The following is a 24,169-nucleotide window of genomic DNA, read 5'->3' as shown; positions in this document are numbered from 1 at the left end:
AGATCGGCTACAGGGCTGCTCCCGGCGCCAATGGCGCTGGTCGGGACTGCATGTCCACCACGTGCACAGAAGGCATGTAGTCACATTCGCTCAATAGCAAGGCAAGATCTTCAGTACTAATTTCCTCATCGTAGGCTTTCGTAATGTCCAACGCAGTTGCGGCCGATTTTCTTGTGAATATGAAGTTCTCGGCGACGCGTTCTGGGGAGGCGAGGGGGATGCGAGGGCCAGTTCTACCATTCAGACACAGGCTCATGCGTTGTGCGCTGCAAAAGCCAGCTCATTCGAAACCCTAATTAGAGCCACTAAGCGCGCCCACGGCGCGCGGAGCTGCCGCGCAGCGGCAGCAGGCGAGCGATTCGGGGCGGGCTGGGCCGGTAGGCGCCCTGCTCGCTTCCGCCAGGCAGTAATACAAAAAATAAGCGCTCCTGCCACTCCTAAGGCATCAAAAAACTTCATACCTACAAAAATACCTACAGCAGAAAATTGCAAAAAAATCTTTCCTAAAAGTACCGTTGAAATCCCATGTTCTGCCTCAATGTTGATGAACGGGATACGAGTGGCGTATCCAACTGACAACAGTGAGTTTATATGACGAAATATTGTATTACGGGAGCAAATCGAAACAACTCGGAAGATGACCGCGCCTCAGAGTTCAAAGTCTGGGAGTGGAAGTGGCACGACGATGAAGGAAAACGGGTCTGGTTTCCCCTCGGCAAGAAATCTCTAGCACAAGTTGCGGGTTTACTGATCGACGGAGATGAAGTTGTATCTGGTAAGGAAGGCGTCAAGAATGGCAAAGGTGTAATAACAGAAGGTGCAGCAATAGAAATTTCTTTACGTATCGCTAAGAATGACGCCCAGTTCAAGATTACCGATTTGCCAGAATTTTAAAATTCTCTCAGCAGGGCTACTGCCCTCAAAAAAGTTAGAAAAACATCTTCTGGGCTCCAATCTAGCCCAGAAGAGACAAAAGTTACTATGGCTACCACTCTTTAAAAAAAATCCTTAAGAATGCGTCAGAACGCGTCAAATTTGACGCGCCCTTTTCGCCCAGCCGCGCCAGTCCTCATGCGCCTTCGGCCATGGCGCAAATTTGAGTCAAAAGACCCCTATATAGCGGGCAGGTGTGGAGCGGGGACAACTGCGCGCGCCGGGCCGAAATGGGCTTTTTTCTTACATCCAAAGCAACACCAATCGTCGGGACATGAAAAAAACGCCTCGTGGGCGGCTTGCACGGTGGGAGGAGAACTCCGGCGTGGAGGAAGTGTGCGGGGCCACGCCCTGCCGACTATAGCGGCGTGGCGGTCATCCTGGTGCGGAAGGAACGGGTAGCGGAGTGACGGGCCAGCGTACAATCGGAGGCCAATAATGATAACCTCTCGACAACTCCTCCTTGCAGACAGCGATATACCCTGAGACACCTTATGAAAAAGATGACGGCGACAGAAAAGAAGGCGATTACTCAAGACTGGAAAGAAGCGATTGGTGCGTATGAAATATATAAGCCACTTCACTTATTGAAGCGTAACGGCCCTCTACTGACTGGCATTTATCTACAACCCGTGTATGGCGAGGAACACTATGTTCCCGTGTTCCACACGCACTCACTGATGACGCCGTTTCCTGTGGTTTCGCTGGCCACACCGAGTCCTTTACTGAATGGTAAAGGCGTAGATGAGTCAATAAGTCCCTTGCGCCACTCAACCAAGTTCGATGAACTAGTTGAACGGTTTGGATTGCAATGCCCTACTGCATTTCTCAACACACTTACCTGCTCCACGCTGGACACCCTGTATCAAGATGCTGTAGCAAGTGCGCATAACTTCCCGATACAAGCCATGACCGACAATGTCTTGTTGCTGGCTTGGTGCAAAAAGGAGGCAAGGGTCGCCGAACGTATTGCTTATTACAAACTCATCTTGCAGGGATGGCCGGAAGGTGTAACCCAACACGTAGGGGGAGCTACAGGCTGGGAGCGTGAAATCAAGAAGTTATTAGAACCTCAACGTCTTGTAGAGTCCGTTACACAAGAATTGAAAAAATTCAAGTTGAGCCACTTCCCAGATCACTCACTGACATGTGATTAATCCTGTGCGGCCGGCGCGCGCCTTGGCCGCTTGCTCCTTGTCATAGTCGTCGCGGCAGTCCACGCCGCAGAACAGCAGCGCGGGCGCCAGCGACTCGTCGCAGTAGTGGCAGCAGCCATGCGCCACCAGGGCGGGCCGGCGGCGCACGGCAGCCAGGCCGCGCGCCACCTCGGCAAAGATGATCTTGTCGGTGTTGTCGACGTGATCGCTCATTGCGCGCCCTCCCCGCCCGTGGCCAGGTCATACGGGGCGAAGCGCACCACTTCTACCCCGGCCCACTCGTTGATCGCTTCGAACTGCGCCTGCAGGGGCACCAGCTCATTGCGCGCGAACACGCGCGCGGCCGGCTCGACGGCGCCGAAGCCGCCGGCATTGTTCGGCAGGATGCCCATGAGCTGGGGCGGCACGCGGTGCGCGGCCAGTTGATCGTCGCGCGTGACGCTCTTGATGTTGAAAAACTCGTCCTTGGCGGCCACGTCCGACACCGGCAGGATCTGGATACCGTCCTTCTTGCCGTTCGGCGCGTACATAAACAGGTTGCGGAAGTTGCCCGGCCCCTTGCTGTCGCGCATGGCCTGGCGCAGGTTGTCCACGTCCTGGGTGTTGGCGGCGGCGTCCGTCATGTAGAACACGAAGCCGGCATGCGAGCCGTTCTTGTAATACTTGCGGCGGAACAAAGTAGCCGCCTCATTGAGCCAGGCCGACTGCAGCGCGCTCAAGTACTGCGGCACGCCATACAGCTCCTGGTTCACGTCCGGTTCCATCAAGTGAAACACGCGGCCCTTATCGAACTGGTGCGCCGTACCGTGATTGGTGACAAAAAAATACGTGTCCCAGTCGACGCCACGCCGCATGTACTTGGCCAGCGCATGCGCATAGCTCAACGGACGCCCGCTGCGGCTGGGCCTGTCTTCCAGGTAGCAGTTGCCGAAGGTGAGGAAGTCGAGCGCCAGGCGTTTAAATGCATCGCGCGACAAATACTTGCTGGGCACCAGGGTGGACGCCAGCACGTTGGCCTTGAAGTGAATGGCGCTTGAGTGATGCACGCCGGCATTGAATGACTTGGCCAGGCCGGCCAGGTTAATGGGCGGCTCATACCATTGGCCATTCTTCCAACATTCGAAGCAATCGAGAATGTCGGCGTGCTCGAGCACGGGCGTCGGGTCGCCGAAGGAAAACGCCTGGATGCCGGCGGCGTCCGGCGCCGCTGGCGTGGCTGCGTTCGTGTTGGCGCCGGGCGCGGAAGGCGCGCGGGCGCGCTGATGTCGTTTGCTCAAGAGTAAATCTCCATGATGGATTGGTTGTTGTCGGTACTACCTTCGAAGGGTTCGTGGTCGAGCGCGTGCATGCAGGCCCATGCCAGGTCGGCATGGCCTGTCTCGTCGCTGCGCCCGGCCACATAGGTGACGTGCCGCCCGCTGGGCGTGAGGGTCTTGCGGATCGCCATGAAGGACTGCGCGATGTCGATCCAGCCGGCGTCAAACTCCAGCCGGCCCTTGCTGATGATGTTTTTCGCCTTCAAGACCATGCGCGTTTTGACTTCGGGCGAATAGTTCAGGGCCGTCACGGCGGGGAAGAAGCCGCGCACGATGGGCAGCACGCCGATGCCCATGCCGGTCGTGTCGATGCCGATGTATTCGACGTTGTAGCGCTGGGTCATCTGGCGGATGGCGTCGGCGTGATCTTCGAAACTCTGCCCGCGCCACTGGTGGCGCTCCAGGATGCGGAACTTGCCGCCTGCCGTCATCGGCGGCGCCAGCACGACGCAGCCGGCGCTGTCGCCGTTCAAGGCCGGGTCGTAGCCGATCCACACGGGCCGGTTGCCGAACGGGCGCAGGCCCAGCAAGGGCTTGTAGTCATCCCACTCCACCCAGGAATCGACCATGCAGCGCTGCAGCTCGGCCAAGGGGAAGACACTGGCCGAGTCGTCGATAAAGTTGCACATCAGCAGGTTGTCGAACTGGTCCGGGCTGTATTCGAAGTTGCGCAGCTCGTCAATGTCGAACAGGTTGCAGCCGCCGCGCTCGGCGTCGAGGATGGTGACGATCTGGCGCCAGATTTTGTCATCGCCCGTGAATCCCGACGAGAGGCGGCCATGGCTCACGTCGATATTCACCTGGTCGGCCTTGGCGCGGCGCTTGTTGAACAGCTCGCCCGTCCAGAATGGATAGGCTTGGTGTGTGGTCGAGGATGGTGTTGAAAAGTAGGTCTTGCGCCATTTCTTGTGGATGGCCATACCCGAGGCCACCTTGTTGAGTTCCTGGAAATTCTGCGTCCAGAAGAATTCATCGAAGTAGAAATTGCCGTGGTAGCCCTGCGCCGTACGCGCATTGGTGCCCAGGAAATACAGGTGCGCGCCGTTCGGCAGCACGATGGGGTCGCCCGTCAGCTCGATGCCGGCCGCCTCGCGCGCGAATTGCACGATGTATTGCTTGAAGACGTGGGCCTGCGACTTCGACGCCGACAGGAAAATCTGGTTGCGGCCTGTTCCCATCGCGTCGGCCAGCGCCTCGCGGGCGAAGTACCAAGTGGCGCCGATCTGGCGGGACTTGAGGATGGCGCGCGTGCGCTGGTCGCCGTTGCGATACCAGACCTTTTGATAGTCGAAGAGCGAATCCTGGAAGGCGTCGAGCAGCTGGATTTTCTGTTCTTCGCTGAAGTCGTTGCGTGTCGGCTTCTTTTTTGGTGCGGCATTGCGGTTCGCCAGCTTGGGGTTGAGATCAACCTCATTGCCGCCCGGCTGCTCATAGCGCCGCACGCGCGCCATCTGCACGATGGTGCGCGCGAGTAAATCGATTTCCTTGTAATCGCTGCCGCTCTTGACCTCTTTTTCGATCAGTTTCACCAGACGCAGCTCGGCCGATGCCTCAACGTGCTCGATGGCCTGCGCCTTGTCCCACTCGTCGCGCAGCTTCCAGCTATTGATCGTGCTGCGCTTGATCCCCAGGTGACGGGCGATGGACGAAATGCGCCATCCCTTCCAGTACAGGGCGCGCGCGGCACGGCGCGGCTCGGATTCGGGCACGGCCAGTTCGGCGATTTTTTCGTCGGGGGTTTGTTCGCTTGTTTTCTCGATTGTCAGCATGCCGCCAGCGTAGGCCGCGCGCGCGCGGAGCGGGGAAAGGCAAAAGTCGCTATGGCCCATAGCAACCCGCACCGCATTGAATCGTAGCGCCAAGACGTTGACCATGGCGTTATCCGATCAACCGAGACACGCCACCATGCCTAAATCCCAATTCTTCCGCGTCGCCACCGAAGGCGCCACCACGGACGGTCGCAACATCGACCGCGCCACCATCGAGCAGCTCGCCGCCACCTACAACCCGAAAACCTACGGTGCGCGCATCTGGCTCGAGCACATTCGCGGCATCCTGCCCGACAGCCAGTTCAAGGCTTACGGCGACGTGATCGCGGTGAAAGCCGAGGAAGTAGACACCGACAGCGGCAAGAAACTGGCCCTGTTCGCGCAGATCGAACCCACGCCCGAACTGGTGGCCATCAACAAGGCGAAACAAAAGCTGTACACCAGCCTGGAAATCCAACCCGACTTTGCCGACTCGTCGCAGCCCTATCTGGTCGGCCTGGGCGTCACCGACAGCCCGGCCAGCCTTGGCACCGAGGCACTGAAATTTTCCGCCGGCCGCAAGCAGCAAAGCGCCAACCTGTTCACCTCTGCCGTCGAGGTGACGCTGGAATTTGACGAGCCGCAGGGCATCAAGCTGGCCGACGCCGTGAAAAACCTGCTGTCGCGCTTCTCCAATAAATCCGGTACCGACGCCGCGCAGTTCGCCGACATCAGCGAAGCCGTGCAGGCGCTGGCCGGCCACGTCGTCACCGCCAACGACAACTATGCCGACACCCTCAAGCGCCTCGACGCGGCGGAAAAGGCGCAAAAAGCGACGCAGGAAGAGCTGGCCACCTTCAAGGCGCAGATGGACGAAGCGCCCGGCAACGGCCCGCGCCGCCCTGCCGCCACCGGCAACGACGGCGCCGTGCAGACCGAGTTTTAAGCGCCCGCGCCATCCACCTACCCCAATTCAACAACGGAGCAATGATTTATGAAAAAGCAAACGCGCCAGGTATTTGGCCAATATGAAACCCGCCTGGGCCAACTGAACGACACGGACAACGTGGCCAAGACCTTCAGCGTCACGCCCAGCGTGCAGCAAAAACTGGAAAACAAAATGCAGGAATCGAGCGAGTTCCTGTCGAAAGTGAACATCATCGGCGTGGGCGAGCAGGAAGGCGAAAAACTGGGCCTGGGCGTGTCCGGCCCGATTGCCAGCCGCACCAACACCAAGGACAAGGAACGAGAAACGCGCGACCTGTCCACCATGGACAGCACGAAGTACCGCTGCGAGCAAACCAACTTCGACACGCATTTGAGCTATGCCAAGCTGGACGCCTGGGCCAAGTTCCAGGACTTTCAATCGCGCGTGGCCAATGCCATCCTGACGCGCCAGGCGCTGGACCGCATCGTCATCGGTTTCAATGGCGTGAAAGTCATGGCCACCACCGACCTGGCCGCCAATCCGCTGCTGCAGGACGTAAACAAGGGCTGGCTGCAGCACCTGCGCGAGCAGGCGCCCGAACGCGTGCTGGGCCTGGTCGCCGCAGGCATGCCGGGCAAGGTCATCATCGGCGACGTGGACGGCGCCGACTATGCCAACCTCGACGCGGCCGTCGCCGATGCCGTCAACCTGCTGGACCCGTGGTATCAGGAAGACACCAACCTGGTGGCCATCGTCGGGCGCAAGCTGTTGAACGACAAGTATTTCCCGTTGGTCAACACCAAGCAGGCGCCCACGGAAACCCTGGCGGCCGACATCATCATCAGCCAGAAGCGTATCGGTGGCTTGCCGGCGGCGCGCGTGCCCTTCTTCCCTGACAACGCCATCCTGATTACGCGTTTCGACAATCTGTCGATCTACTTCCAGGAAGGCGCACGCCGCCGCCGCGTCGAGGACGTGCCCAAGCGCGACCGCATCGAGAACTACGAGTCGTCCAACGACGCCTACGTCATCGAAGACCTGGGCCTGGCCGCGCTGGTGGAAAACATTGAGCTGAAAGACAAGTAATGGCGAACCAATCCCCCGCCCTGCGCCACCGCGCGCGCATGCTGGCCGAGCGCACGGCCGGCGCCGCGCCGCCGCAAGGCGTGACCACCGGCACGGCCTACGAAATGATGCTCTACAAGCTGTCCGACGACCGCCGGCGCCTGAAATCCATCCAGTCGGTGGAACGCAAGATCGAAGTCAAGGCCACCTTGCTGCCCGACTATGCGCAGTGGATCGACGGCGTGCTGGCCGGCGGCAAGGGTGCGCAGGATGACGTCTTCGCCACTTTGCTGGTGTGGCACATCGACACGGGCGAGTATGAGCGCGCCCTGGTCATGGCCGCCTACGCCCTGGAGCACAAATTCACCTTGCCCGACACCTACAGCCGCGACATCGCCACCCTGATGCTGGACGAGTTCGCCGAAGGCTATTTGCACGGCAAGCTGGCCGCCGATCCGCAGCACGCCGCGCAGGTGCTGGGCCAGGTGGAACAGTTGACGGCCGCCAGCGATGCGCCCGACCAGGCGCGCGCCAAGCTGCACAAGGCCATCGGCCTGGCCATGATCGCCGTGCTGGATCAGGCCGACGATACCGACATCGCCCCGGCGCTGGTGGCACAGGCGGAAACGGCCATGGGCCAGTTGAAACGCGCCCGCGCCCTGTCGGAGTCCTGCGGCGTCAAGAAAGATATGGAACGGCTTGAGCGGCGCATCAAGCGCGCGGCCGGTTCCACGTAAAGAGCATCCCCCGCAGCACGGCGGCACGGGGGGATTCTGGCCACGCATCGTCAACGATATTTGACCTGATGAACCCCGTCCACCGCCCATTTTTGAAAGCGCCCCGTATGTCCTTCATGGCCCTGCCCCCGTCAACCCAGCCTGGCGCCGCCCCGGCACCGCCAGCGCCGCCCCCTGGCATCATCGAGAACGACGGCTGGTTTCCCGACATCCTGCTTACCGATATGCGCGACGCCATGCGCCTGGACGGCACCGTCACCGACGCGCGCCTGGTACAAGCCGTGGTCGATGCCATCCTGCAGGTCAACCGCGAGCTGGCCGACTGGCAAGGCAAGCAGGCCGCTGCCGGTATCGCCACCCTCGTGGATGTGCCGGCCACGCACATCAACCGTGAATCCCGCCTGCTGGCGCAGTACCGGCGCGCTGTCTACAGCACGGCGAAAGCGGACCTAATCGAGCGTTACCGCGACTACGACAGCACGGCCACGTCCGTCAGCGACAAGAAAAGCATGGAATGGCTGGATGAGGCGCCCGGCGCACAGCGGCGCAATGCGCAATGGGCCATCGCCGATATCGTCGGGCGCACGCACCTGACCGTGGAATTGATCTGATGCAGGTACGCACGCAACAGCACGACACGGTAGACGCCCTGGTGTGGCGCTACCTTGGCGACGGCGCGGGATACGTCGAGCACACCCTGGAAATGAATCCCGCGCTGGCGCGCCACGGCGCCGTGCTCCCTGCCGGCCTGGTCGTCACCCTGCCCGAGCCGGCGCCCAGCACGGGCCAGGTGGCCGCAGCCGATCTTGTGCAGCTTTGGGACTGATCCTGGCATTTACCCTTTATCCATCATGAAAAATCTCTCACCCCTCTCACCCCTCTCACCGGAGAATCAAGCAATGTCCGCAGAATCGTTTGGTGGTTTCGCCACCCTGGTCAAACTGTACGGCTTCAAGGCGGCGCTGGGCATGGTCGGCGCGGCCATGCTGTACATCGTGCTGCCGCCCTTGAATGCCGACGGCACCTTCAACAAGGGCGAATTCGTCGCCCGCCTGGCCTGCGCCGGCGTGTTCTCGTGCCTGCTGGGCGGCACCGTCTACCAGCTTCTATGCGCCCAGGTCCCTGCCATCGGCGCCATGGTCAACGCCTCGGCCATCGACCTGATCGTGGGCGCCCCCGGCTGGTGGGTATCGCGTGCCGTGGCCCTGTGGTTCCAGCGCCGCAGCGACAAGGACATCGCCGAGCTGGTCAAAGACGCAAAGGAACACTGATGGCCACCTCTGACAATGCGCTGATCGCGCGCACCATCGACGCCATCCTGCGCGCCGAAGGCGGCTATGTGAACGACCCGCAAGACAAAGGCGGCGAAACCAATTTCGGCATCACCGTGGCCGTGGCGCGCGCCAACGGCTACACCGGACCGATGCGCGACCTGCCCGTGGCTATAGCGCGCACCATCTACACGGCCCGCTACATCACGGAACCCAAGTTCGACCAGGTGCTGGCCCTGCATGCCGGCATCGGCGCCGAGGTGATCGACACGGGCGTGAACATGGGGCCGCACCGCGCGGCCGAGTTCCTGCAGCGCTGGCTGAATGGTTTCAATGACACGGGCGCGCGCTATCCCGCCCTGTTCGTCGACGGCCGCCTGGGCACGCAGTCGCTGGGCGCGCTTGCATCCTTCCTGAAATGGCGCGGCCAGGAAGGCGCCACCGTGCTGCTGCGCGCCTTGAACGGTCTGCAGGCAACGCGCTATCTGGAAATCACCGAAGCTAACAAGACCCAGCGCCGTTTTCTGTTCGGCTGGATCAAGGAACGGGTGGCCATGTGAGCACGACCACCTGGCGCCCGATGGCCGCCTGCGTGCTATGCGGCGCCCTGACGGGCTGGACGGCGCAGGGCTGGCGCAAGGATGCCGCCATCGCCGAGCTGCAGCGGGCGGCGGCCACCAACAAGACAACAGCCGCCACCGCGCTGGCCCAGTCCACCGCCCGCGTGCTCACGCTAGAGCGCGCCGCCGACGTCGCCCTGGCGCAGCGCGCCGACCACCTCACCCAGGAGCAAACCCATGCGAAAACTGAACGCGACCGTTTCAATGCTGACGTGCGCAGCGGTGCTGTGCGCCTGTCAATCCCCGTCGCCAGCGGCCAGTGCGCCGCAACTGCAGATGCCGCCGCTGCCGCAAGCGATCAGCACCAAACGCGCGCCGAACTTGACCCAGCGACTGCGGCAGCTCTTGACGCCATTGCCGGTGACGGCGACGACGCCACCCGCCAGCTAAATGCCTGCATCGACGCCTACAACACCGTGCGAGACACCTACCATGTACAAACCGAATAGCCTGCGCCAGCACCTGGCCGCCGCCATCCCCGATCTGCAGCGCGACCCCGACCGCCTGCTGGTCTTCGCCGACGAGGGCAACGTGGTGGCGTCGGCCACCGCCTCCCTCTCCTTCGAATACCGCTTCAAGCTCAACCTGATCGTGACCGATTACGCGGGCGACGCCGACGCCATCATGGTGGCCCTGATCGCCTGGCTCAAAGTCCACCAGCTTGACCTGATGGCCAACGAAGAAACCCGCAAGCACGGCATCGCCTTTGAAGTGGACTTCAACAACCACGAAACGGTCGATATTTCCATCAAACTGGACCTGACCGAGCGCGTAGCCGTCAAGGCCGGCGAGGCCGGGCGCCTGGACATCAAGCACCTGGCCGAGATACAGCACATGCCGACTTACGCGGATGAGTTCTGGAAGCTATACGCCGGCGACACCCTGCTGGCCGAATGGCGCACGCCCGAGGCAACGCCATGAGCGACGACCTGCACGCGCTGGAAGCCTGGGCCGGGGCGCTGCTGGCCAAGCTGCAGCCAGCCCAGCGCCGCGCCATCAATCACAAGGTGGCCATCGACCTGCGCCGCAGCCAGGCGCAGCGCATCAAGGCCCAGCAGGGGCCGGATGGCGCGGCCTATCCGGCACGCAAGCGGCGCAAGGAATTTAAGGGGAAGAACGGGCGCATCAAGCGGCAAAAGGCGGCCATGTTCGCCAAGATTCGCACTGCAAAACACTTGAAGGTGAAGGCGACCGGCAACCAGATCGAGGTCGGGTTCTTTGGCTGGGTGGCGCGCGTGGCGCATGTGCATCAGTTTGGCCGGCAAGACCGTGTGACCAAAAAAGGGCCGGTGTACAAGTACCCGGAACGCCCGCTACTGGGGTTAAGTGAACCGGATCGGACGTTGATACGCGATTCCTTACTGCGTCACATGTAAAGAAACTAGGTTACATTAAAGAAAACATCAACTGACTTTAGTTGCCAAATAGGTTAGAGTCTTATGACTACTCGCATCAATCACATGCATACCTTAACAACGCGGTATAACAATGAATTCATTTGAGCTGCGTCTAGCGAGAACTTTCTTTGCGAAAGCTATGCATTACCCTTGCTCGCAGCGAATTCCTCGATCTGGCCCTGACGGAGCGCGGGTGAACTGCTTCGCCATTCATGTCGACAAGGTAGGAAAACCGTATCTACAAGTGCTTAGCATGTCCGATGACAACCTCGACTGCCTTGAATGGTCTGGACAGTCCTTCGATCAACCGGTCACTGTAGCGCTCAGTTCAATCGACGCGAAGGATATATCGATCACACATTTCTATGGATACAGCGAGGTGCAATATAGAGGATTAGGTGACTTTGTATTGGGACGAACTTTTTTTCTACCATACGTCAGGCTTCATGTTGTACGCGCCATAAACAATGCTGATCAATACTTTTTTAATAAGAAAAAATTCTTCACGCGGAAAAGAATTGATCTATTGAAGTTCTTAGTTCAGCGTCGACTAGAAGGTATCCCTAACTTTGGGGCCGTCGAACTGATGACTGACCTATACTCTCTCAAATGGGTACTTCATCCGGGCAAGGATTCACAGTTGAAGCTACTTAACTTTTATCTCGATTCTCTCGTTGATACCGGTGAACTTCAGCGTTTAAATAACAGCTACCAACTTACTGGGGAAGCACTTAAAGCAATTGAGATCTATGAGGAGCAAGAGCGAAAGCACACGGAAAACGTAAAAATCCAGCGACGTATGTTCTGGTTAACGCTCACAATCGTCTTACTCACAGGAGCGCAAGCCGGTCTATATAAGTTGCCCACACTTTTAGATTTGAGCGAATTGAGACCATGGCATAACACGTCGATCTCCTCAACCTCCCTCAAACCCGCATCTGCTACTCCGCCTCAACACTGAAAGTGCTATGACTATAGCTCAAGGTTCTTCTAGGCGTATAGGGTGTAACGAAGACCACTGGCCATGACTCTAGTCGATGCTCTATCGCAAGCACCCATGTTTTATTGATATTTCTGACATATAACACGTTAGGCTACAAGATGCGTTCAGACGGAAAACAGCTAGAAGCACTGGTCTCATTCGTTGAAAAAACTCTGATTCCTCCGGGCTTCGAGGTGAAGCAGAATAGTCGCATATTCAATGACGAGGGAATACAGATTGCGGAATTTGACATCGAAATTCGTGGAAAAGTAGGCTCGACTTCGATTGCATGGCTAGTTGAATGTAGAGACCGCCCAGGTCAAGGTGCTGCTCCTGGATCATGGATTGAGCAACTGGTTGGTAGGCGGGATCGTTTCGGCTTCAATAAAATTACTGCGGTATCAACGACGGGATTTACAGTCGGAGCTATCGACTACGCCAAAAGGTCGGGTATCGAACTTCGTGAGGTGCAAAACCTTGAACCGGCGAATTTCGAGAGTTGGCTTCAAATTTCCGAAATGTCTCAGATCACGAAGATTAGCGATCTGACACACGCGAACATTTTCATCGGTTTAACTGAGACGGAAGAAGTAAGAGTTGCAGCCGAGCAAGCTATTAAAAAAGCAGATGGGAATGACGGGTTATTAGTGACCTTTCTGACAAAGGAACGCGTGACGGTGACGCAGGCGTTCATGGCCGTTGTTCAGGCGGATCCATCCTCGTTCGATGGCGTGTCCCCTGAACGTCCAAAGAAAGTACACATAAACGGTCAGTATGTGGGAGACGATCACTTCTATATCGAAACCGAAATGGGAAACGCCCGAATAGACAGAATCGAATTCTTTGGAGAACTCAGAATTGAAGAGAGTAAGACTCCTGTTGTACGCACAGTAGAGTATCGGCACCTTGAAAACGGCGAAGTCATCGCCCAAGTTGCCGCATTCGCTCCCCACTCCATCTTAGGAATGAAGCTCGCGTTAGAGTTGCACCGCATGGGTGAGGAGGGAGAGACACACGTTATCATGAGACGGCTTCCAGACGACTGAGCCTAAAGTACGTGGAAAGATATTTAATTTTATATAAGAATAAAACCACAAAATTACATAAAATGAAAAAAATAAAATCCTTTCGGAAAAACGTTTTTATTGCTGCGACAATCCTATCAATATCAATTGTGATATTAGTATTACTATCCATTCTTAATATCTGCGGAATGTCTGAAAAAGTGAGAAATATTCAAACATTCCTAGGCGGACTTGCGGTTTTGACTGCAGCACTATTTTCTTTATATGGCACCACTGCCATTCCAGAACAAAATGAAAAAAGACATAAAAAATCAGAAAGGGATCTAATATTAAACACGGAAATAAATGCAACATTAATAGCAGAATCTCTACGACAGCAAAGCCACGTAAGATTAAATGATTTAAAATTTCAAACAAAAGAATTTCAGGATGCTTCAGTAGGCGATAGGTTTTTAACTGGATTAACCATATCTATGCCTGGTAGAGTTGATGAGGTTTGGAAGCACATTCATCTACTTCCAGAAGAGGCTCGCATAACACTTCAAACTCTTTCCACTTATGTAAGTCTCGTTGAGCAGGAACTAGACATCATTACAATAGTTGTAAAAGATGTAGGTCACGAAATAGATAAGACAGAAAACCTACATATGAAAGAAGGAGGAATACTAAATTCCGAAGATGGACGAGAAAAATTCGCACAGTTAAAAATAAAAGCAAGACGTTATGAATGGGAAAGAGTTGCAAAAGCCATTTCATTAGTTAACACATCAGCCATACAAGCATTGAAAGAGATACCACACTCTAGCCAATGGAAACCAGAATACGCATCATACCCCCCATGTTTCTAAGCAAGAAAAATGAGGGAAATCGGCGCTGAAATAATGTACTTATTTTGAAAACAATCTACTCCTCCTTCGGTTATCACACTAAGGATAAAAACACATGCCTTAAACATTGATTGTCGCTAATCCATATATCAACCCGCCCCCGCGTGCATCCGCACGCGGACTTCGGCAACATGCATTGCATGAACGCCGACCTGTCCGACCTCCTCCGCTTGCTGCAAAACCTGATCCGCCTGGGCACCATCGCCGAGGTCAAAGGGGCCAAGGCGCGCGTGCGGCTCGGCCCGACACTCACCACCGAATGGCTGAACTGGGCCACGCCGCGCGCCGGCAGCACGCGCATCTGGTCGGCGCCCACGGTCGGCGAACAGGTGATCGTCTTTTCCCCGGGCGGCGACCTGACGCGCGGCATCATCGTGCCGGCGCTGTACTCACAGGAATTTGACGCACCCGAATCGAGCGACACTGTCCATACCACGCATTACCCCGACGGCGCCGTGGTGCAGTACGACCACGCGGCCCACGCCCTGACGGCCGTGCTCCCCGGCGGCACGGCCACCGTCACCGCCGACAAGGTCACGTCGAACGCGCCCAGCACCATCTGCACGGGCGACCTGACCGTCATGGGCAATCTGCTTATCAAGCAATCGGCCACCGTCAACGGCGCCACCACCCTGAACGGCGGCGTGAACGCCAAGGCTGGCGCCGCCGGCGGCGTGGCCATGGCCGTGCAAGGGACGATCAAAGCCAGCGAGGACGTGCTGGCCGGCGCCGTCAGCCTGACCAAGCACCAGCACGGCGGCGTCAAGGGCGGCGGCGACCAGTCGGGCGGGCCACAAGCATGATGGGCATGCACGCCGCCACCGGGCGCAGCCTGACGGGCCTGGGCCATCTGCGCCAGTCCGTTGCCGACATTATCACCACGCCGATGGGTTCGCGCATCCGGCGCCGCCGCTATGGTTCCGAAGTGCCCGAGCTGATCGACCAGCCCCTGAACAGCGCCATGCAGTTGCGCATCTACGCGGCTACCGCCTTTGCCCTGCGCCGCTGGGAGCCGCGTCTGCAACTCGCCAGCGTGCAGCTCACGCGCGACACGGACGGCGCCATCACGCTGCTGCTCGATGGCACCGCCAATGGCCAAGGCATCACCCTGTCCGTGCCCGTCAAGCAAGGGGGCGCTGTATGAGCACGCCCATCGACCTAACCCAGTTGCCGGCACCCAGCGTGGTCGAGGTGCTGGACTTTGAAGCCATCCTCGCCACGCGCAAAGCGCACCTGGTCAGCCTGCTGCCGGAATCCGAGCGTGCGGCCGTCACGGCCCTGCTGGAGCTGGAATCGGAGCCGGCCACCAAGCTGCTGGAAGAGAACGCGTATCAAGAAACCATCCTGCGCAACCGCGTCAACGAGGCAGGCAAGGCCGTCATGCTGGCGTTTGCCCTCGACGGCGACCTGGACCAGCTGGGCGCCAACGTCAACGTGGCGCGCCTGACCATCACGCCGGCCAATCCCAACGCCCTGCCGCCCGTGGCCGCCATCATGGAAGACAACGACGCCTACCGCCTGCGCATCCAGGAAGCGCCGGACGGCCTGTCCGTGGCCGGCCCGAAAGCGTCGTACGAATTCCACGCCCGCAGCAGCGATGGCCGCGTCAAGGACGCGAGCGCCACCAGCCCCGCGCCGGCGCACGTCACCGTCACGGTGCTGGCCAACAACGACACAGGCATCGCCGACGCCGACCTGCTGGCCACCGTGGCGCGCGCGCTCAACGCCGAGGACGTGCGCCCCCTGGGCGACCGCCTGACGGTACAAGCCGCCCAGGTCATCGACTACCAGATCGAGGCCACCCTGTTTATTGGAGTCGGCCCGGAAGTGCCGATTCTGCTGGACGCCGCGCGCGCCAACGCCGCGCGCGTGTCGCAGCCGCGCCGCCCGCTGGGCCACAGCATCTATCGATCCGCCTGCAGCGCCGCCGTCCACGTCGAAGGTGTGCGCAAGGTCGTGCTCACCAGCCCGGCGGCGGACATCGAACTGAACGCCACCCAGGCCGCGCGCTGCACGGCCATCAAGCTCAATGTGGTGGTGCTCGATGAATAAGACCGTGCCGACCCTGCCCCCCAACACCACGGCGCTGGAACGTGCCATTGCCGTGGCGTGCGCCGAGCTGGTCAACGTGCCCGTGCCGCTGCGCGACCTGTGGAGCGCCGACCGCTGCCCGGTCAACTTGCTGCCATTTCTGGCCTGGGCCTGTTCCGTTGACCGTTGGGACGATGCCTGGCCCGAATCGACCAAGCGCGGCACCATCAAGGCGTCCTATTTCATCCACAAGCACAAGGGCACGATTGCTGCCGTGCGCCGTGTGGTCGAATCCCTGGGCTATTTGATCCGCATTACCGAATGGTGGCAAACGACGCCACCAGGCGTGCCGGGTACTTTCCGCCTCGACGTCGGCGTGCTGGACACGGGCATCACGGACGCCATGTTTCAGGAAATGGAGCGCCTGATTGCCGACGCCAAACCCGTTAGCCGTCACATGACGGGCCTGGCGCTGTATCTGGAAACTCGCGGCACGGTTTACACCGGCATTGCCGCGTACCACGGCGACGTCATGACCGTGTATCCGTGGATCGCGGAAACCATCGAAGTGCGCGGCACGCTGTTGCAGGCCGGCGCATCCCATACCATCGACACCATGACCATCTATCCATGAGCACATATTTCGCAATTCTGACGCAGGTGGGCGAGGCCAAGCTGGCCAATGCCATCGCCCTGGGCCAAACCCTGAAACTCAAAAAAATGGGCGTAGGTGACGGTAACGGCACCCTACCGGTTCCCGACCGAGGACAAAAGGCGCTTGTGCGCGAGGTGCACCGCGCCGACCTGAACAAGTTGGACAAAGACCCGGACAACACCAGCCAGATCATTGCCGAGCAAGTCTTGCCCGAGAATGTGGGCGGCTGGTGGATGCGCGAACTCGGCATTTATGACGAGGCGGGCGACCTGTGCGCCGTGGCCAACTGCCCGCCCAGCTACAAGCCACTGATGGCGGAAGGTAGCGGCCGCATGCAGGTGGTGCGCATCGTGCTGATCGTCGCCAGCACGGCCGCTATCGAGCTGAAAATCGACCCGTCCATCATTCTAGCCACGCGCAAGTATGTCGATGACCAAGACATTACCGTGCGCGCCTACAGCGACGCGCAACTGGCCAAGCATCTGGCCGCTGCCGACCCGCACCCGCTCCTGGCAAAAGTCACCTACGTCGATCAGCAGGACACCAGCGCGCGCACCTATGGCGACCAGCAGCTGGCCAAGCACCAGGCTGCTGCCGACCCGCACCCGCTGCTGGCAAAGGTCACCTACGTCGATCAACAGGACACCAGTGCACGTACCTATGGTGATCAGCAACTGGCCAAGCACCAGGCGGCCGCCGATCCGCACCCGCTCCTGGCAAAAGTCACCTACGTCGATCAGCAGGACTCCAGCGCACGCACCTACGGCGACCAGCAACTGGCCAAGCATCTGGCCGCTGTCGACCCGCACCCGCTCCTGGCGAAGGTCACCTACGTCGATCAGCAAGACACCAGCGCGCGCACCTACGGCGACCAGCAACTGGCGATGCACCTGAAGGAAACGCAAGGAAACATCGGGCCAATGGGGATCGTGAGTGCATCTCGCACTCTGACCGCTTCCGATGTGGGCAGCAGCCTGTTTTTCAACAGCGCAGGCTTGGCATTAACCTTGCCCAAACCCAGCGATATCGGACTCGTTGGCGGCACCGGAAAGTGTGTTTATCTGTTCGGAACAGTCGCTGCAGGCACGATTGCGCCTGGTGCAGGAGTTACTCTCGGCTTCAATGGCGTTTCCGTGCCGTCGCTCACCTTGAAGCCTGGGCAGTCCATCACGATGACCGCCAACGGGCCTAGTGCCTGGCAAATCCTCCATTCCACGGCCGATATGTTTCGCAACCTGGATTTTTCTGGCGAACTCAGCGTATTAAGAAATTGGCGGCGCCTTCCGAATGGCGATATTGAACAATGGGGAACCATCGCAGGATCCGCCAGCATGGCGCCGTTCACGCCGAACCTGACGTTTCCCATCGCCTTCCCAAATGCCTGCCGCGCGATCACGGTGCAGTGCATGAATGAACTGTCGTCGGCTGGTTATAGCGGTCGCACGACAGATAAAACACTCTCACGCACCGGCGCGTGGGTTTCCAACTCCAACGGCGTGACTGCCGTTCCCGACGTTCTCTGCTGGCGCGCGATTGGCAACTGAGCATGACGTCCATTATCGAAAGCGAGTCCACTATGTTTTTTTCAAGCAGTACGCGCGGCTTCTATCCAGAGCAAATGCGTGCCGATTACGATGCCGCCGGCACCTGGCCGGATGATGCCGTTGAAGTATCGTCCGAAGACGAAGCGCGCTTGCGCGACGCCATCGCCGCCTCCGCCTCCATCAGCATGACCGCTGGCGGAAAGTGGAAAATCACCGCCGCCCCGCCGCCACCGTTTGCCGTGCTGGCAGCGCCCTACCTGGCCACCGTGCGCCAGACGCGCAACGCCATCCTCAACCGCCTGGCCGGCATCGGCTTTGCCGCCATGGCCGACGACGATGCGGATACCGTGCAAGCCATCGCGGCGGCGCGCGCCTGGCTGCTTGACATCACCATCTGCCCTACGGTTGCCGCCGCGCAGGACATCGAGGTGCTGCAAGCAGCCGTCAGCGCCGAATACGCGCGCATCGCGGCCACCCTGTCCGACGAGGCACGGCGCGCCTTCGATGATGCAGGCAACACCCAGTAACACCCCGACATTCACCACCTACCAGGAGAGCCCTACATGGCCACCGACTACCACCATGGCGTGCGCGTCATTGATATCAACGAGGGTTCGCGCCCGATCCGCACCGTGTCCACGGCCGTGCTGGGCCTGATCGCCACGGCCGACGATGCCGACGCGGCAGCCTTCCCGCTCGACACACCCGTGCTCGTCACCAACGTGCTGGCCGCCATGGGCAAAGCCGGTAAGACCGGCACCTTGTATCGCAGCTTGGCGGCCATCGCCGCGCAGACCAAGCCGCTCACCGTCGTCGTGCGCGTGGCCCAGGGCGAGACAGAAGCGGAAACCACCAGCAACGCCGTGGGCGGCGTGTCGCCCGATGGCAAGTACCTGGGCGCCCAGGCGCTGCTGGCCGCGCAAAGCAAGTTGGGCGTGAAACCGCGCATCCTGGGCGCGCCGGGGCTGGACACCCAGGCCGTGACAAATGCACTGGCCAGCGTGGCACAGCGCCTGCGCGGCTTCGTGTATGCGTCAGCCTATGGCTGCGCCACCGTTACGGCGGCGACCACCTATCGCGGCCAGTTCGGCCAGCGCGAGGTAATGATGATCTGGCCGGATTTTGTGAACTGGGATACCGCCACCAACGAAGAGGCCAGCATTTCTGCCGTCGCTTACGCCATGGGCCTGCGCGCCAAGATCGACGAGGAAACGGGCTGGCACAAGACACTGTCGAACGTCGTCGTCAACGGACCGACCGGCATCAGCAAGGATGTATTTTTCGACCTGCAAGACCCGGCCACCGACGCCGGTGTGCTCAACGCCAAGGAAGTCACGACCCTGATTAACATGAGCGGCTACCGCTTCTGGGGTTCGCGTACCTGCGAGGAGCCTGGCGGCTTCTTCTATTTCGAAAGCTACACGCGCACGGCCCAGGTGCTGGCCGACACCATCGCCGAAGCGCATTTCGCCTATGTCGATGTGCCCTTGCACCCTTCGCTGGTGCGCGATCTGCTGGAAAGCATCAATGCCAAGTTCCGCGACTTGAAACTGCAGGGCTACATCATCGACGGCCATGCCTGGTATGACGAGCAATACAACGATAAGACGGCGCTGAAAGACGGCAAGCTGGCCATCGATTACGACTACACGCCCGTGCCGCCGCTGGAAAACCTGAAATTCCAGCAGCGCATCACCGACCGCTACCTGGCCGACTTCGCCTCGCGCATCGCCGCGTAACCATCCAATCACCACCCTGCCCGCGCCCGCGCGGGCGCATCGAATCACTGGAGAACAATATGGGCCTGCCCCGCAAACTGAAAAATTTTAACTTGTTCCAGAACGGCGTCTCCTTCATGGGCATGGTGCCCGAAGTCACCCTACCCAAGCTGAGCCGCAAGATGGAAGAGTACCGCGCCGGCGGCATGAGCGGCCCCGTGTCCGTGGACTTCGGCAACGAGGCGCTGTCGCTGGAATGGAGCGGCGGCGGCCTGATCGCCGAAGCCCTGAAACAATACGGCGCCCATTCCCACGGCGCCGTGCAGCTGCGCTTTGCCGGCGCCTACCAGGAAGACGATGACGGCACCGTCGCCGCCGTCGAGGTCGTCGTGCGCGGCCGCTACAAGGAAATCGATATGGGCGGCGCCAAGATGGGCGACGACACCACCCACAAATACACGATGGCATGCAGCTATTACAAGCTGATGATCGACGGCGCCACCGTCATCGAACTGGACTTCATGAGCGGCACCGAGAACTTTGGCGGCGGCGACACCAATGCCGCCATCCGCAAGGCCATCGGCCTGTAATCCCTTTTTATTCACCACCACCCTACCAGGACAACACCATGCACAACGATACCCAAAACCAAGCCGTCATCGAGCTGGACGAGCCAATCAAGCGCGGCGACACCTTCATCACCTCGCTGACGGTGCGCAAGCCCAAGGTGGGCGCCCTGCGCGGCATTTCCCTGATCGAGCTGGCCAACCTGAACGTGTCGGCCCTGCAGATCGTGCTGCCGCGCATCACCGAACCGACCTTGACCGCGCACGACATCGCCAACATGGACCCGGCCGACCTGCTGGCCGTGGGCGCCGAGGTTGCCGGTTTTTTGGCGAGCAAAGCCGATCGTCTTTCGGTATCCCCGACGAAGTAGAAGACGCCATGGCCGACATTGCGGGCGTCTTTCACTGGACGCCGGCAGCGATGGACGGTTTTACGATTGATGAACTGATGGCCTGGCGCGAGCGCGCCCGGCAACGAAGCGGAGCGGAATAGATGGCTGGTCGGGATTTGAAGTTACAGGTGGTATTTGCGGCACTGGACAAGATTACCGGCCCGCTCAAGAAAATCATGGGCGGCTCCAGCGACACGGCCAAGGCCTTGAAGGCCACCAGCGACCGCTTGCGCGACTTGAACGCCCAGCAAAAGAACATCAGCAAATTCCGCGAGCTGCATGGCGGCCTGGACGCCACGCGCACCAAGCTGGAAGCGGCGCAGCAGAAGGTGGCCAGCCTGACCACCAAAATGAAACAGACGGAGGCGCCCACGCGCGCCATGACGCGCGAATTTAACGCCGCCGTCAAAGCGGCTGGTGCCTTGAAGACGGCCGGCCAGCAGCAGGCCCAGCAACTGCAGGTCATGCGCGAGCGCCTGGCAGGCGCCGGCATCGGCACCAAAGACCTGGCCAACCACGAGCGCACCTTGCGCCGCGAAATCGAGGCCACCAACAAAACCATGACCTTGCAGCAGCAGAAGCTGGCCGCCTCAAACGCCAAGCACCAGCGCGTCACCAATGCCACCCAGCATGCCGACAAGCTGCGCAACAAGGCGGGCAACCTGGCCATGGCCGGCGCGGGCGCGACCGCCACGGGCGCCGTCATCGGTGCGCCCGTCGTCAAGGGACTGAACGAGGCCAAGCACTATCAAACGGAAGTGGGCCGCGTCAACGCCCTTGGCCTGGGCGACAAAGTGTCAGCTGAAGCCGTCGCCTTCGCGCGCAACATGAAAACCTACGGCACCAGCCAGCTCGACAACCTGCAGTTGATGCGCGACGGCATGAGCGCCTTTGCCGACGTGCACCACGCGGAAATGGTCGCCCCTACCCTGGCCAAGATGAAGTTTGCCAATCACGCCTTCTTTGGCGAGGCCGAAGGTGCCGACAACGAACGCAAGTTCATGGACATGCTCAAGGTGATCGAACTGCGCGGCGGCCTGGAGAGCAAGGAAAAGTTTGAAGCCCAGGCCAATATCGTGCAGCAGGTCATCACCGCCACGGGCGGGCGCGTGGGGCCGAATGAATGGCTAAACATGATCAAGACGGGCGGCATCGCCGCCAAGGGCTTGAAAGACGATGCGTTTTACTACCAGATGGAACCGCTGGTACAGGAAATGAGCGGCAATCGCGTCGGCACGTCCCTGATGAGCGCTTACCAGAACTTGTATCAGGGCCGCACCACCAAGCGCTCAGCCAGGAAGCTGGAAGAGTTCGGCCTGATTGGCGACAAGAGCAAGGTCAAGCACGACAAGGCGGGGCAAGTCTCGTTCCTCGATCCCGGCGCGCTGCTGGGCGCGGAACTGTTCCGCGAAAACCAGTTCGAATGGCTGGAAAAGGTGCTGTTGCCACAACTGGCCAAAAAAGGCATTACGGAAAAGAAACAGGTGCTCGACGCCATCGGCAGCATCTTTTCCAACCGCACCGCGTCGAACCTGTACTCGCAGATGTACTTGCAGCGCGTGCAGATCCACAAGAACGAAAAGCTCAACCGTGGCGCCGCCGATATCGGCAAGCTGGAAAAACTGGGCCGCGACTCGGCGGCCGGCAAGGAACTGGAAGCGCAGTCAAAATTAGCCAACCTCAAGCTCACCATGGGCGAAAAAATCCTGCCACTGTATGCGCAGGGGCTGGAAATGGCGATTTCCGCCGTCACGCGCCTGAACGGCTTCATGGAACGCAACCCGACCGTGGCCAAGATCATGATCGCCGGCTTTGCCGTGCTGGCCGGCCTGCTGTTGGTGCTGGGGCCGCTGATGTTGGGCATTGCCGCCATGATCGGCCCGTATGCCATGCTGCACGTCATGTTCGCCAAAATGGGCGTGACGGGCGGCGTGCTCACGCCCATCTTGCGCAAGCTGGGCGGTGCCTTCATGTGGGCGGGGCGGGCCGTCCTGTGGCTGGGCCGCGCTCTTATGATGACCCCGATTGGCATCGCCATCACGGTCATTGCCGGCGCCGCCTTCCTGATCTACAAATACTGGGAACCGATCAAGGGATTCTTTGGTGGCCTGTGGTCAGACGTCAAGACGGCGTTTGCCGGCGGCTTCGTTGGCATCAATAGCCTGATCGCCAACTGGTCGCCGCTGGGCCTGTTTTATCGGGCCTTCGCAGGCGCGCTGGGCTGGTTTGGCATCGCGCTGCCCGCCCGGTTCACCGACTTTGCCGCCAGCATCCGGGGCCGCTTCGCCAAGGGGCTGGCGCCGCTGGCTAGCTTCTTTACCGGCATCTGGTCGCAGATCAAGATGGCCTTTGCCGGCGGCATTGGCGGCGTCAACGCCTTGATCGCCAACTGGTCACCACTGGGCCTGTTCTATCGCGCCTTCGCGGGCGTGCTGGGCTGGTTCGGCATCACGCTGCCGGCCAAGTTCACCGACTTCGGCGCCAGCATCCTGCAGCGCATTACCGCATCCTGGCAACCTATCGCCGCCTTCTTCGCCGATATCTGGTCGCGCCTGCGCACCGTCTGCGCCGGCGGCATGGGCAACATCACGGCCCTGATTATCAACTGGTCACCGGTCGGCGTGTTTTACCAGGCGTTCGCGGGCGTCATGAGCTGGTTCGGCATCAAGCTGCCGGCCCAGTTCACCGAGTTTGGCGCCAACATCCTGCGCGGCCTGGTCAACGGCATCACCGGGTCCATGGGCGCCGTCAAGGACGCCATCAGCAATGCCGGTTCCAGCACCATTGCCTGGTTCAAGGAAAAGCTGGGCATCCACAGCCCGAGCCGCGTGTTTGCCCAGCTCGGCGACTACACCATGCAGGGCCTGGCCGTGGGCCTGGACCGCAGCGAGGGCGCGCCGATTGCCAAGGTTTCCGGACTGGCGCAGCGCCTGACGCAACTGGGCGCCGGCATCGCCATCGGCACGGCAACCGCCCTGCCGGCCAGCGCCTTCGATACGCGCGCGCCGCTGTCGCAAGGCGGCTTCGGCGCCGGCATGACGATTCAGGGCGACAAGATCGAAATCACGATCCAGGCACAAGCCGGTTCCGATCCGCAGGCCATCGCCCGCGCGGTGTATGCGGCAATGGAACAGCGCGACCGCGAAAAGGCGGCACGCATCCGCTCGTCGCTGCGCGACCACGATTAAGAAGGAACA

The 24,169-nt window shown here is 60.0% G+C and carries 29 protein-coding genes; 26 read left to right on the top strand and 3 right to left on the bottom strand.

All coding sequences use genetic code 11. The features are described from left to right. The first annotated feature begins 591 nt into the window (after positions 1 to 591). Both AC3IQ7_RS07995 and AC3IQ7_RS07990 read left to right on the top strand, forming a co-directional pair. Positions 592 to 894, top strand: coding sequence for a hypothetical protein (locus tag AC3IQ7_RS07995; protein ID WP_489208881.1), 303 nt, complete (start codon positions 592 to 594; stop codon positions 892 to 894). Positions 895 to 1,427: 533 nt separating this feature from the next. After that, positions 1,428 to 2,090: a hypothetical protein gene (locus AC3IQ7_RS07990; RefSeq protein WP_489208879.1), complete on the top strand. Its 663-nt coding sequence runs from the start codon at positions 1,428 to 1,430 to the stop codon at positions 2,088 to 2,090. On the opposite strand, the gene AC3IQ7_RS07985 is transcribed toward AC3IQ7_RS07990, so the two are convergent. Genes AC3IQ7_RS07985 through AC3IQ7_RS07975 form a run of 3 tightly spaced genes read right to left on the bottom strand, consistent with a single transcriptional unit; the run spans position 2,073 to position 5,175 of the window. Further along, a complete protein-coding gene (locus tag AC3IQ7_RS07985) occupies positions 2,073 to 2,303 on the bottom strand; it encodes a hypothetical protein (RefSeq protein WP_489208877.1) in 231 nt (76 codons plus the stop codon). The two genes, AC3IQ7_RS07990 and AC3IQ7_RS07985, sit on opposite strands and share 18 nt — an antisense overlap. Further along, a complete protein-coding gene (locus AC3IQ7_RS07980) occupies positions 2,300 to 3,367 on the bottom strand; it encodes a phage portal protein (RefSeq protein WP_489208875.1) in 1,068 nt (355 codons plus the stop codon). The genes AC3IQ7_RS07985 and AC3IQ7_RS07980 overlap by 4 nt, the downstream gene beginning before the upstream one ends. Next, positions 3,364 to 5,175 (bottom strand): terminase ATPase subunit family protein, encoded by a 1,812-nt coding sequence (locus tag AC3IQ7_RS07975; RefSeq protein ID WP_489208873.1) that lies wholly within the window; start codon positions 5,173 to 5,175, stop codon positions 3,364 to 3,366. Before AC3IQ7_RS07975 ends, AC3IQ7_RS07980 begins: the two co-directional genes overlap by 4 nt. Positions 5,176 to 5,311: 136 nt before the next feature. On the opposite strand from AC3IQ7_RS07975, the gene AC3IQ7_RS07970 reads away from it, so the two are divergent. The 24 genes from AC3IQ7_RS07970 to AC3IQ7_RS07855 all read left to right on the top strand — a co-directional run bounded on the left by AC3IQ7_RS07970 (position 5,312) and on the right by AC3IQ7_RS07855 (position 24,160). Then, the gene (locus AC3IQ7_RS07970; RefSeq protein WP_489207891.1) at positions 5,312 to 6,100 is read left to right on the top strand and encodes a GPO family capsid scaffolding protein; all 789 of its coding nucleotides are present in this window, start codon (positions 5,312 to 5,314) and stop codon (positions 6,098 to 6,100) included. 48 nt (positions 6,101 to 6,148) lie between these two features. Next, entirely contained in the window at positions 6,149 to 7,168 is a 1,020-nt protein-coding gene (locus AC3IQ7_RS07965) for a phage major capsid protein, P2 family (RefSeq protein WP_489207892.1), read from the top strand. Continuing rightward, positions 7,168 to 7,884, top strand: a complete 717-nt coding sequence (gene gpM / locus AC3IQ7_RS07960) for a phage terminase small subunit (protein WP_489207893.1) — start codon at positions 7,168 to 7,170, stop codon at positions 7,882 to 7,884. Before AC3IQ7_RS07965 ends, gpM begins: the two co-directional genes overlap by 1 nt. A gap of 107 nt (positions 7,885 to 7,991) precedes the next feature. Further along, positions 7,992 to 8,495 carry a head completion/stabilization protein gene (locus AC3IQ7_RS07955; protein ID WP_489207894.1) on the top strand — a complete coding sequence of 168 codons (504 nt, stop codon included), beginning with the start codon at positions 7,992 to 7,994 and terminating at the stop codon, positions 8,493 to 8,495. Then, positions 8,495 to 8,710: a tail protein X gene (locus AC3IQ7_RS07950; protein ID WP_034778648.1), complete on the top strand. Its 216-nt coding sequence runs from the start codon at positions 8,495 to 8,497 to the stop codon at positions 8,708 to 8,710. Before AC3IQ7_RS07955 ends, AC3IQ7_RS07950 begins: the two co-directional genes overlap by 1 nt. A 73-nt stretch (positions 8,711 to 8,783) precedes the next feature. Further along, positions 8,784 to 9,155 (top strand): hypothetical protein, encoded by a 372-nt coding sequence (locus AC3IQ7_RS07945; protein ID WP_489207895.1) that lies wholly within the window; start codon positions 8,784 to 8,786, stop codon positions 9,153 to 9,155. Further along, a complete protein-coding gene (locus tag AC3IQ7_RS07940; RefSeq protein WP_489207896.1) occupies positions 9,155 to 9,715 on the top strand; it encodes a glycoside hydrolase family 108 protein in 561 nt (186 codons plus the stop codon). Before AC3IQ7_RS07945 ends, AC3IQ7_RS07940 begins: the two co-directional genes overlap by 1 nt. Next, complete coding sequence (locus AC3IQ7_RS07935) at positions 9,712 to 10,224, top strand: lysis system i-spanin subunit Rz (protein WP_489207897.1); 513 nt, start codon at positions 9,712 to 9,714, stop codon at positions 10,222 to 10,224. The genes AC3IQ7_RS07940 and AC3IQ7_RS07935 overlap by 4 nt, the downstream gene beginning before the upstream one ends. After that, positions 10,208 to 10,696, top strand: a complete 489-nt coding sequence (locus AC3IQ7_RS07930) for a phage tail protein (protein ID WP_489207898.1) — start codon at positions 10,208 to 10,210, stop codon at positions 10,694 to 10,696. The genes AC3IQ7_RS07935 and AC3IQ7_RS07930 overlap by 17 nt, the downstream gene beginning before the upstream one ends. After that, positions 10,693 to 11,151, top strand: coding sequence for a phage virion morphogenesis protein (locus tag AC3IQ7_RS07925; protein WP_489208870.1), 459 nt, complete (start codon positions 10,693 to 10,695; stop codon positions 11,149 to 11,151). The genes AC3IQ7_RS07930 and AC3IQ7_RS07925 overlap by 4 nt, the downstream gene beginning before the upstream one ends. Before the next feature lie 274 nt (positions 11,152 to 11,425). Further along, on the top strand, positions 11,426 to 12,133 hold the full coding sequence (locus AC3IQ7_RS07920; protein ID WP_489208868.1) for a hypothetical protein: 708 nt from the start codon (positions 11,426 to 11,428) through the stop codon (positions 12,131 to 12,133). 140 nt (positions 12,134 to 12,273) lie between these two features. Beyond that, positions 12,274 to 13,200 (top strand): restriction endonuclease, encoded by a 927-nt coding sequence (locus AC3IQ7_RS07915; RefSeq protein WP_489208866.1) that lies wholly within the window; start codon positions 12,274 to 12,276, stop codon positions 13,198 to 13,200. 11 nt (positions 13,201 to 13,211) lie between these two features. Then, on the top strand, positions 13,212 to 14,027 hold the full coding sequence (locus AC3IQ7_RS07910) for a hypothetical protein (RefSeq protein ID WP_489208864.1): 816 nt from the start codon (positions 13,212 to 13,214) through the stop codon (positions 14,025 to 14,027). Between the two features lie 179 nt (positions 14,028 to 14,206). Next, positions 14,207 to 14,869 carry a phage baseplate assembly protein V gene (locus AC3IQ7_RS07905; RefSeq protein ID WP_489208862.1) on the top strand — a complete coding sequence of 221 codons (663 nt, stop codon included), beginning with the start codon at positions 14,207 to 14,209 and terminating at the stop codon, positions 14,867 to 14,869. Next, the gene (locus tag AC3IQ7_RS07900; RefSeq protein WP_489208860.1) at positions 14,866 to 15,210 is read left to right on the top strand and encodes a GPW/gp25 family protein; all 345 of its coding nucleotides are present in this window, start codon (positions 14,866 to 14,868) and stop codon (positions 15,208 to 15,210) included. Before AC3IQ7_RS07905 ends, AC3IQ7_RS07900 begins: the two co-directional genes overlap by 4 nt. Further along, positions 15,207 to 16,118, top strand: a complete 912-nt coding sequence (locus AC3IQ7_RS07895) for a baseplate assembly protein (protein ID WP_489208858.1) — start codon at positions 15,207 to 15,209, stop codon at positions 16,116 to 16,118. Before AC3IQ7_RS07900 ends, AC3IQ7_RS07895 begins: the two co-directional genes overlap by 4 nt. Beyond that, positions 16,111 to 16,731, top strand: a complete 621-nt coding sequence (locus AC3IQ7_RS07890; protein WP_489208856.1) for a phage tail protein I — start codon at positions 16,111 to 16,113, stop codon at positions 16,729 to 16,731. Before AC3IQ7_RS07895 ends, AC3IQ7_RS07890 begins: the two co-directional genes overlap by 8 nt. Next, complete coding sequence (locus tag AC3IQ7_RS07885; RefSeq protein ID WP_489208854.1) at positions 16,728 to 18,296, top strand: phage tail protein; 1,569 nt, start codon at positions 16,728 to 16,730, stop codon at positions 18,294 to 18,296. Before AC3IQ7_RS07890 ends, AC3IQ7_RS07885 begins: the two co-directional genes overlap by 4 nt. 2 nt (positions 18,297 to 18,298) lie before the next feature. After that, a complete protein-coding gene (locus tag AC3IQ7_RS07880) occupies positions 18,299 to 18,823 on the top strand; it encodes a hypothetical protein (RefSeq protein ID WP_489208852.1) in 525 nt (174 codons plus the stop codon). 36 nt (positions 18,824 to 18,859) lie between these two features. Next, positions 18,860 to 20,035: a phage tail sheath protein gene (locus AC3IQ7_RS07875; RefSeq protein WP_489208850.1), complete on the top strand. Its 1,176-nt coding sequence runs from the start codon at positions 18,860 to 18,862 to the stop codon at positions 20,033 to 20,035. A gap of 59 nt (positions 20,036 to 20,094) precedes the next feature. Then, positions 20,095 to 20,604, top strand: a complete 510-nt coding sequence (locus tag AC3IQ7_RS07870; RefSeq protein ID WP_070300979.1) for a phage major tail tube protein — start codon at positions 20,095 to 20,097, stop codon at positions 20,602 to 20,604. Between the two features lie 38 nt (positions 20,605 to 20,642). Then, on the top strand, positions 20,643 to 20,951 hold the full coding sequence (locus AC3IQ7_RS07865; protein ID WP_489208847.1) for a phage tail assembly protein: 309 nt from the start codon (positions 20,643 to 20,645) through the stop codon (positions 20,949 to 20,951). An 8-nt stretch (positions 20,952 to 20,959) separates the two neighbouring features. Then, positions 20,960 to 21,073, top strand: coding sequence for a GpE family phage tail protein (locus AC3IQ7_RS07860; RefSeq protein WP_071650284.1), 114 nt, complete (start codon positions 20,960 to 20,962; stop codon positions 21,071 to 21,073). Beyond that, entirely contained in the window at positions 21,074 to 24,160 is a 3,087-nt protein-coding gene (locus tag AC3IQ7_RS07855) for a phage tail tape measure protein (RefSeq protein WP_489208845.1), read from the top strand. It abuts the gene before it with no gap. The last annotated feature ends 9 nt before the right edge of the window (positions 24,161 to 24,169 follow it).

This window comes from Janthinobacterium sp. GL_088, assembly GCF_057837845.1.
Note: the sequence above shows the minus strand (reverse complement) of the source record. Positions and strands in the feature narration are given on the sequence as shown.

What these genes read in the sequence shown, in the direction of transcription:
- AC3IQ7_RS07925 (WP_489208870.1), top strand. Translation starts at nt 10,693, where the DNA reads ATGAGCGACGACCTGCACGCGCTGGAAGCCTGGGCCGGGGCGCTGCTG.
- AC3IQ7_RS07990 (WP_489208879.1), top strand. Translation starts at nt 1,428, where the DNA reads ATGAAAAAGATGACGGCGACAGAAAAGAAGGCGATTACTCAAGACTGG.
- AC3IQ7_RS07945 (WP_489207895.1), top strand. Translation starts at nt 8,784, where the DNA reads ATGTCCGCAGAATCGTTTGGTGGTTTCGCCACCCTGGTCAAACTGTAC.
- gpM (WP_489207893.1), top strand. Translation starts at nt 7,168, where the DNA reads ATGGCGAACCAATCCCCCGCCCTGCGCCACCGCGCGCGCATGCTGGCC.
- AC3IQ7_RS07950 (WP_034778648.1), top strand. Translation starts at nt 8,495, where the DNA reads ATGCAGGTACGCACGCAACAGCACGACACGGTAGACGCCCTGGTGTGG.
- AC3IQ7_RS07975 (WP_489208873.1), bottom strand. Translation starts at nt 5,175, where the DNA reads ATGCTGACAATCGAGAAAACAAGCGAACAAACCCCCGACGAAAAAATC.
- AC3IQ7_RS07875 (WP_489208850.1), top strand. Translation starts at nt 18,860, where the DNA reads ATGGCCACCGACTACCACCATGGCGTGCGCGTCATTGATATCAACGAG.
- AC3IQ7_RS07895 (WP_489208858.1), top strand. Translation starts at nt 15,207, where the DNA reads ATGAGCACGCCCATCGACCTAACCCAGTTGCCGGCACCCAGCGTGGTC.
- AC3IQ7_RS07890 (WP_489208856.1), top strand. Translation starts at nt 16,111, where the DNA reads ATGAATAAGACCGTGCCGACCCTGCCCCCCAACACCACGGCGCTGGAA.
- AC3IQ7_RS07885 (WP_489208854.1), top strand. Translation starts at nt 16,728, where the DNA reads ATGAGCACATATTTCGCAATTCTGACGCAGGTGGGCGAGGCCAAGCTG.
- AC3IQ7_RS07900 (WP_489208860.1), top strand. Translation starts at nt 14,866, where the DNA reads ATGATGGGCATGCACGCCGCCACCGGGCGCAGCCTGACGGGCCTGGGC.
- AC3IQ7_RS07915 (WP_489208866.1), top strand. Translation starts at nt 12,274, where the DNA reads ATGCGTTCAGACGGAAAACAGCTAGAAGCACTGGTCTCATTCGTTGAA.
- AC3IQ7_RS07995 (WP_489208881.1), top strand. Translation starts at nt 592, where the DNA reads ATGACGAAATATTGTATTACGGGAGCAAATCGAAACAACTCGGAAGAT.
- AC3IQ7_RS07965 (WP_489207892.1), top strand. Translation starts at nt 6,149, where the DNA reads ATGAAAAAGCAAACGCGCCAGGTATTTGGCCAATATGAAACCCGCCTG.
- AC3IQ7_RS07870 (WP_070300979.1), top strand. Translation starts at nt 20,095, where the DNA reads ATGGGCCTGCCCCGCAAACTGAAAAATTTTAACTTGTTCCAGAACGGC.
- AC3IQ7_RS07880 (WP_489208852.1), top strand. Translation starts at nt 18,299, where the DNA reads ATGACGTCCATTATCGAAAGCGAGTCCACTATGTTTTTTTCAAGCAGT.
- AC3IQ7_RS07860 (WP_071650284.1), top strand. Translation starts at nt 20,960, where the DNA reads ATGGCCGACATTGCGGGCGTCTTTCACTGGACGCCGGCAGCGATGGAC.
- AC3IQ7_RS07920 (WP_489208868.1), top strand. Translation starts at nt 11,426, where the DNA reads ATGTCCGATGACAACCTCGACTGCCTTGAATGGTCTGGACAGTCCTTC.
- AC3IQ7_RS07905 (WP_489208862.1), top strand. Translation starts at nt 14,207, where the DNA reads ATGAACGCCGACCTGTCCGACCTCCTCCGCTTGCTGCAAAACCTGATC.
- AC3IQ7_RS07940 (WP_489207896.1), top strand. Translation starts at nt 9,155, where the DNA reads ATGGCCACCTCTGACAATGCGCTGATCGCGCGCACCATCGACGCCATC.
- AC3IQ7_RS07970 (WP_489207891.1), top strand. Translation starts at nt 5,312, where the DNA reads ATGCCTAAATCCCAATTCTTCCGCGTCGCCACCGAAGGCGCCACCACG.
- AC3IQ7_RS07985 (WP_489208877.1), bottom strand. Translation starts at nt 2,303, where the DNA reads ATGAGCGATCACGTCGACAACACCGACAAGATCATCTTTGCCGAGGTG.
- AC3IQ7_RS07955 (WP_489207894.1), top strand. Translation starts at nt 7,992, where the DNA reads ATGTCCTTCATGGCCCTGCCCCCGTCAACCCAGCCTGGCGCCGCCCCG.
- AC3IQ7_RS07855 (WP_489208845.1), top strand. Translation starts at nt 21,074, where the DNA reads ATGGCTGGTCGGGATTTGAAGTTACAGGTGGTATTTGCGGCACTGGAC.
- AC3IQ7_RS07865 (WP_489208847.1), top strand. Translation starts at nt 20,643, where the DNA reads ATGCACAACGATACCCAAAACCAAGCCGTCATCGAGCTGGACGAGCCA.
- AC3IQ7_RS07930 (WP_489207898.1), top strand. Translation starts at nt 10,208, where the DNA reads ATGTACAAACCGAATAGCCTGCGCCAGCACCTGGCCGCCGCCATCCCC.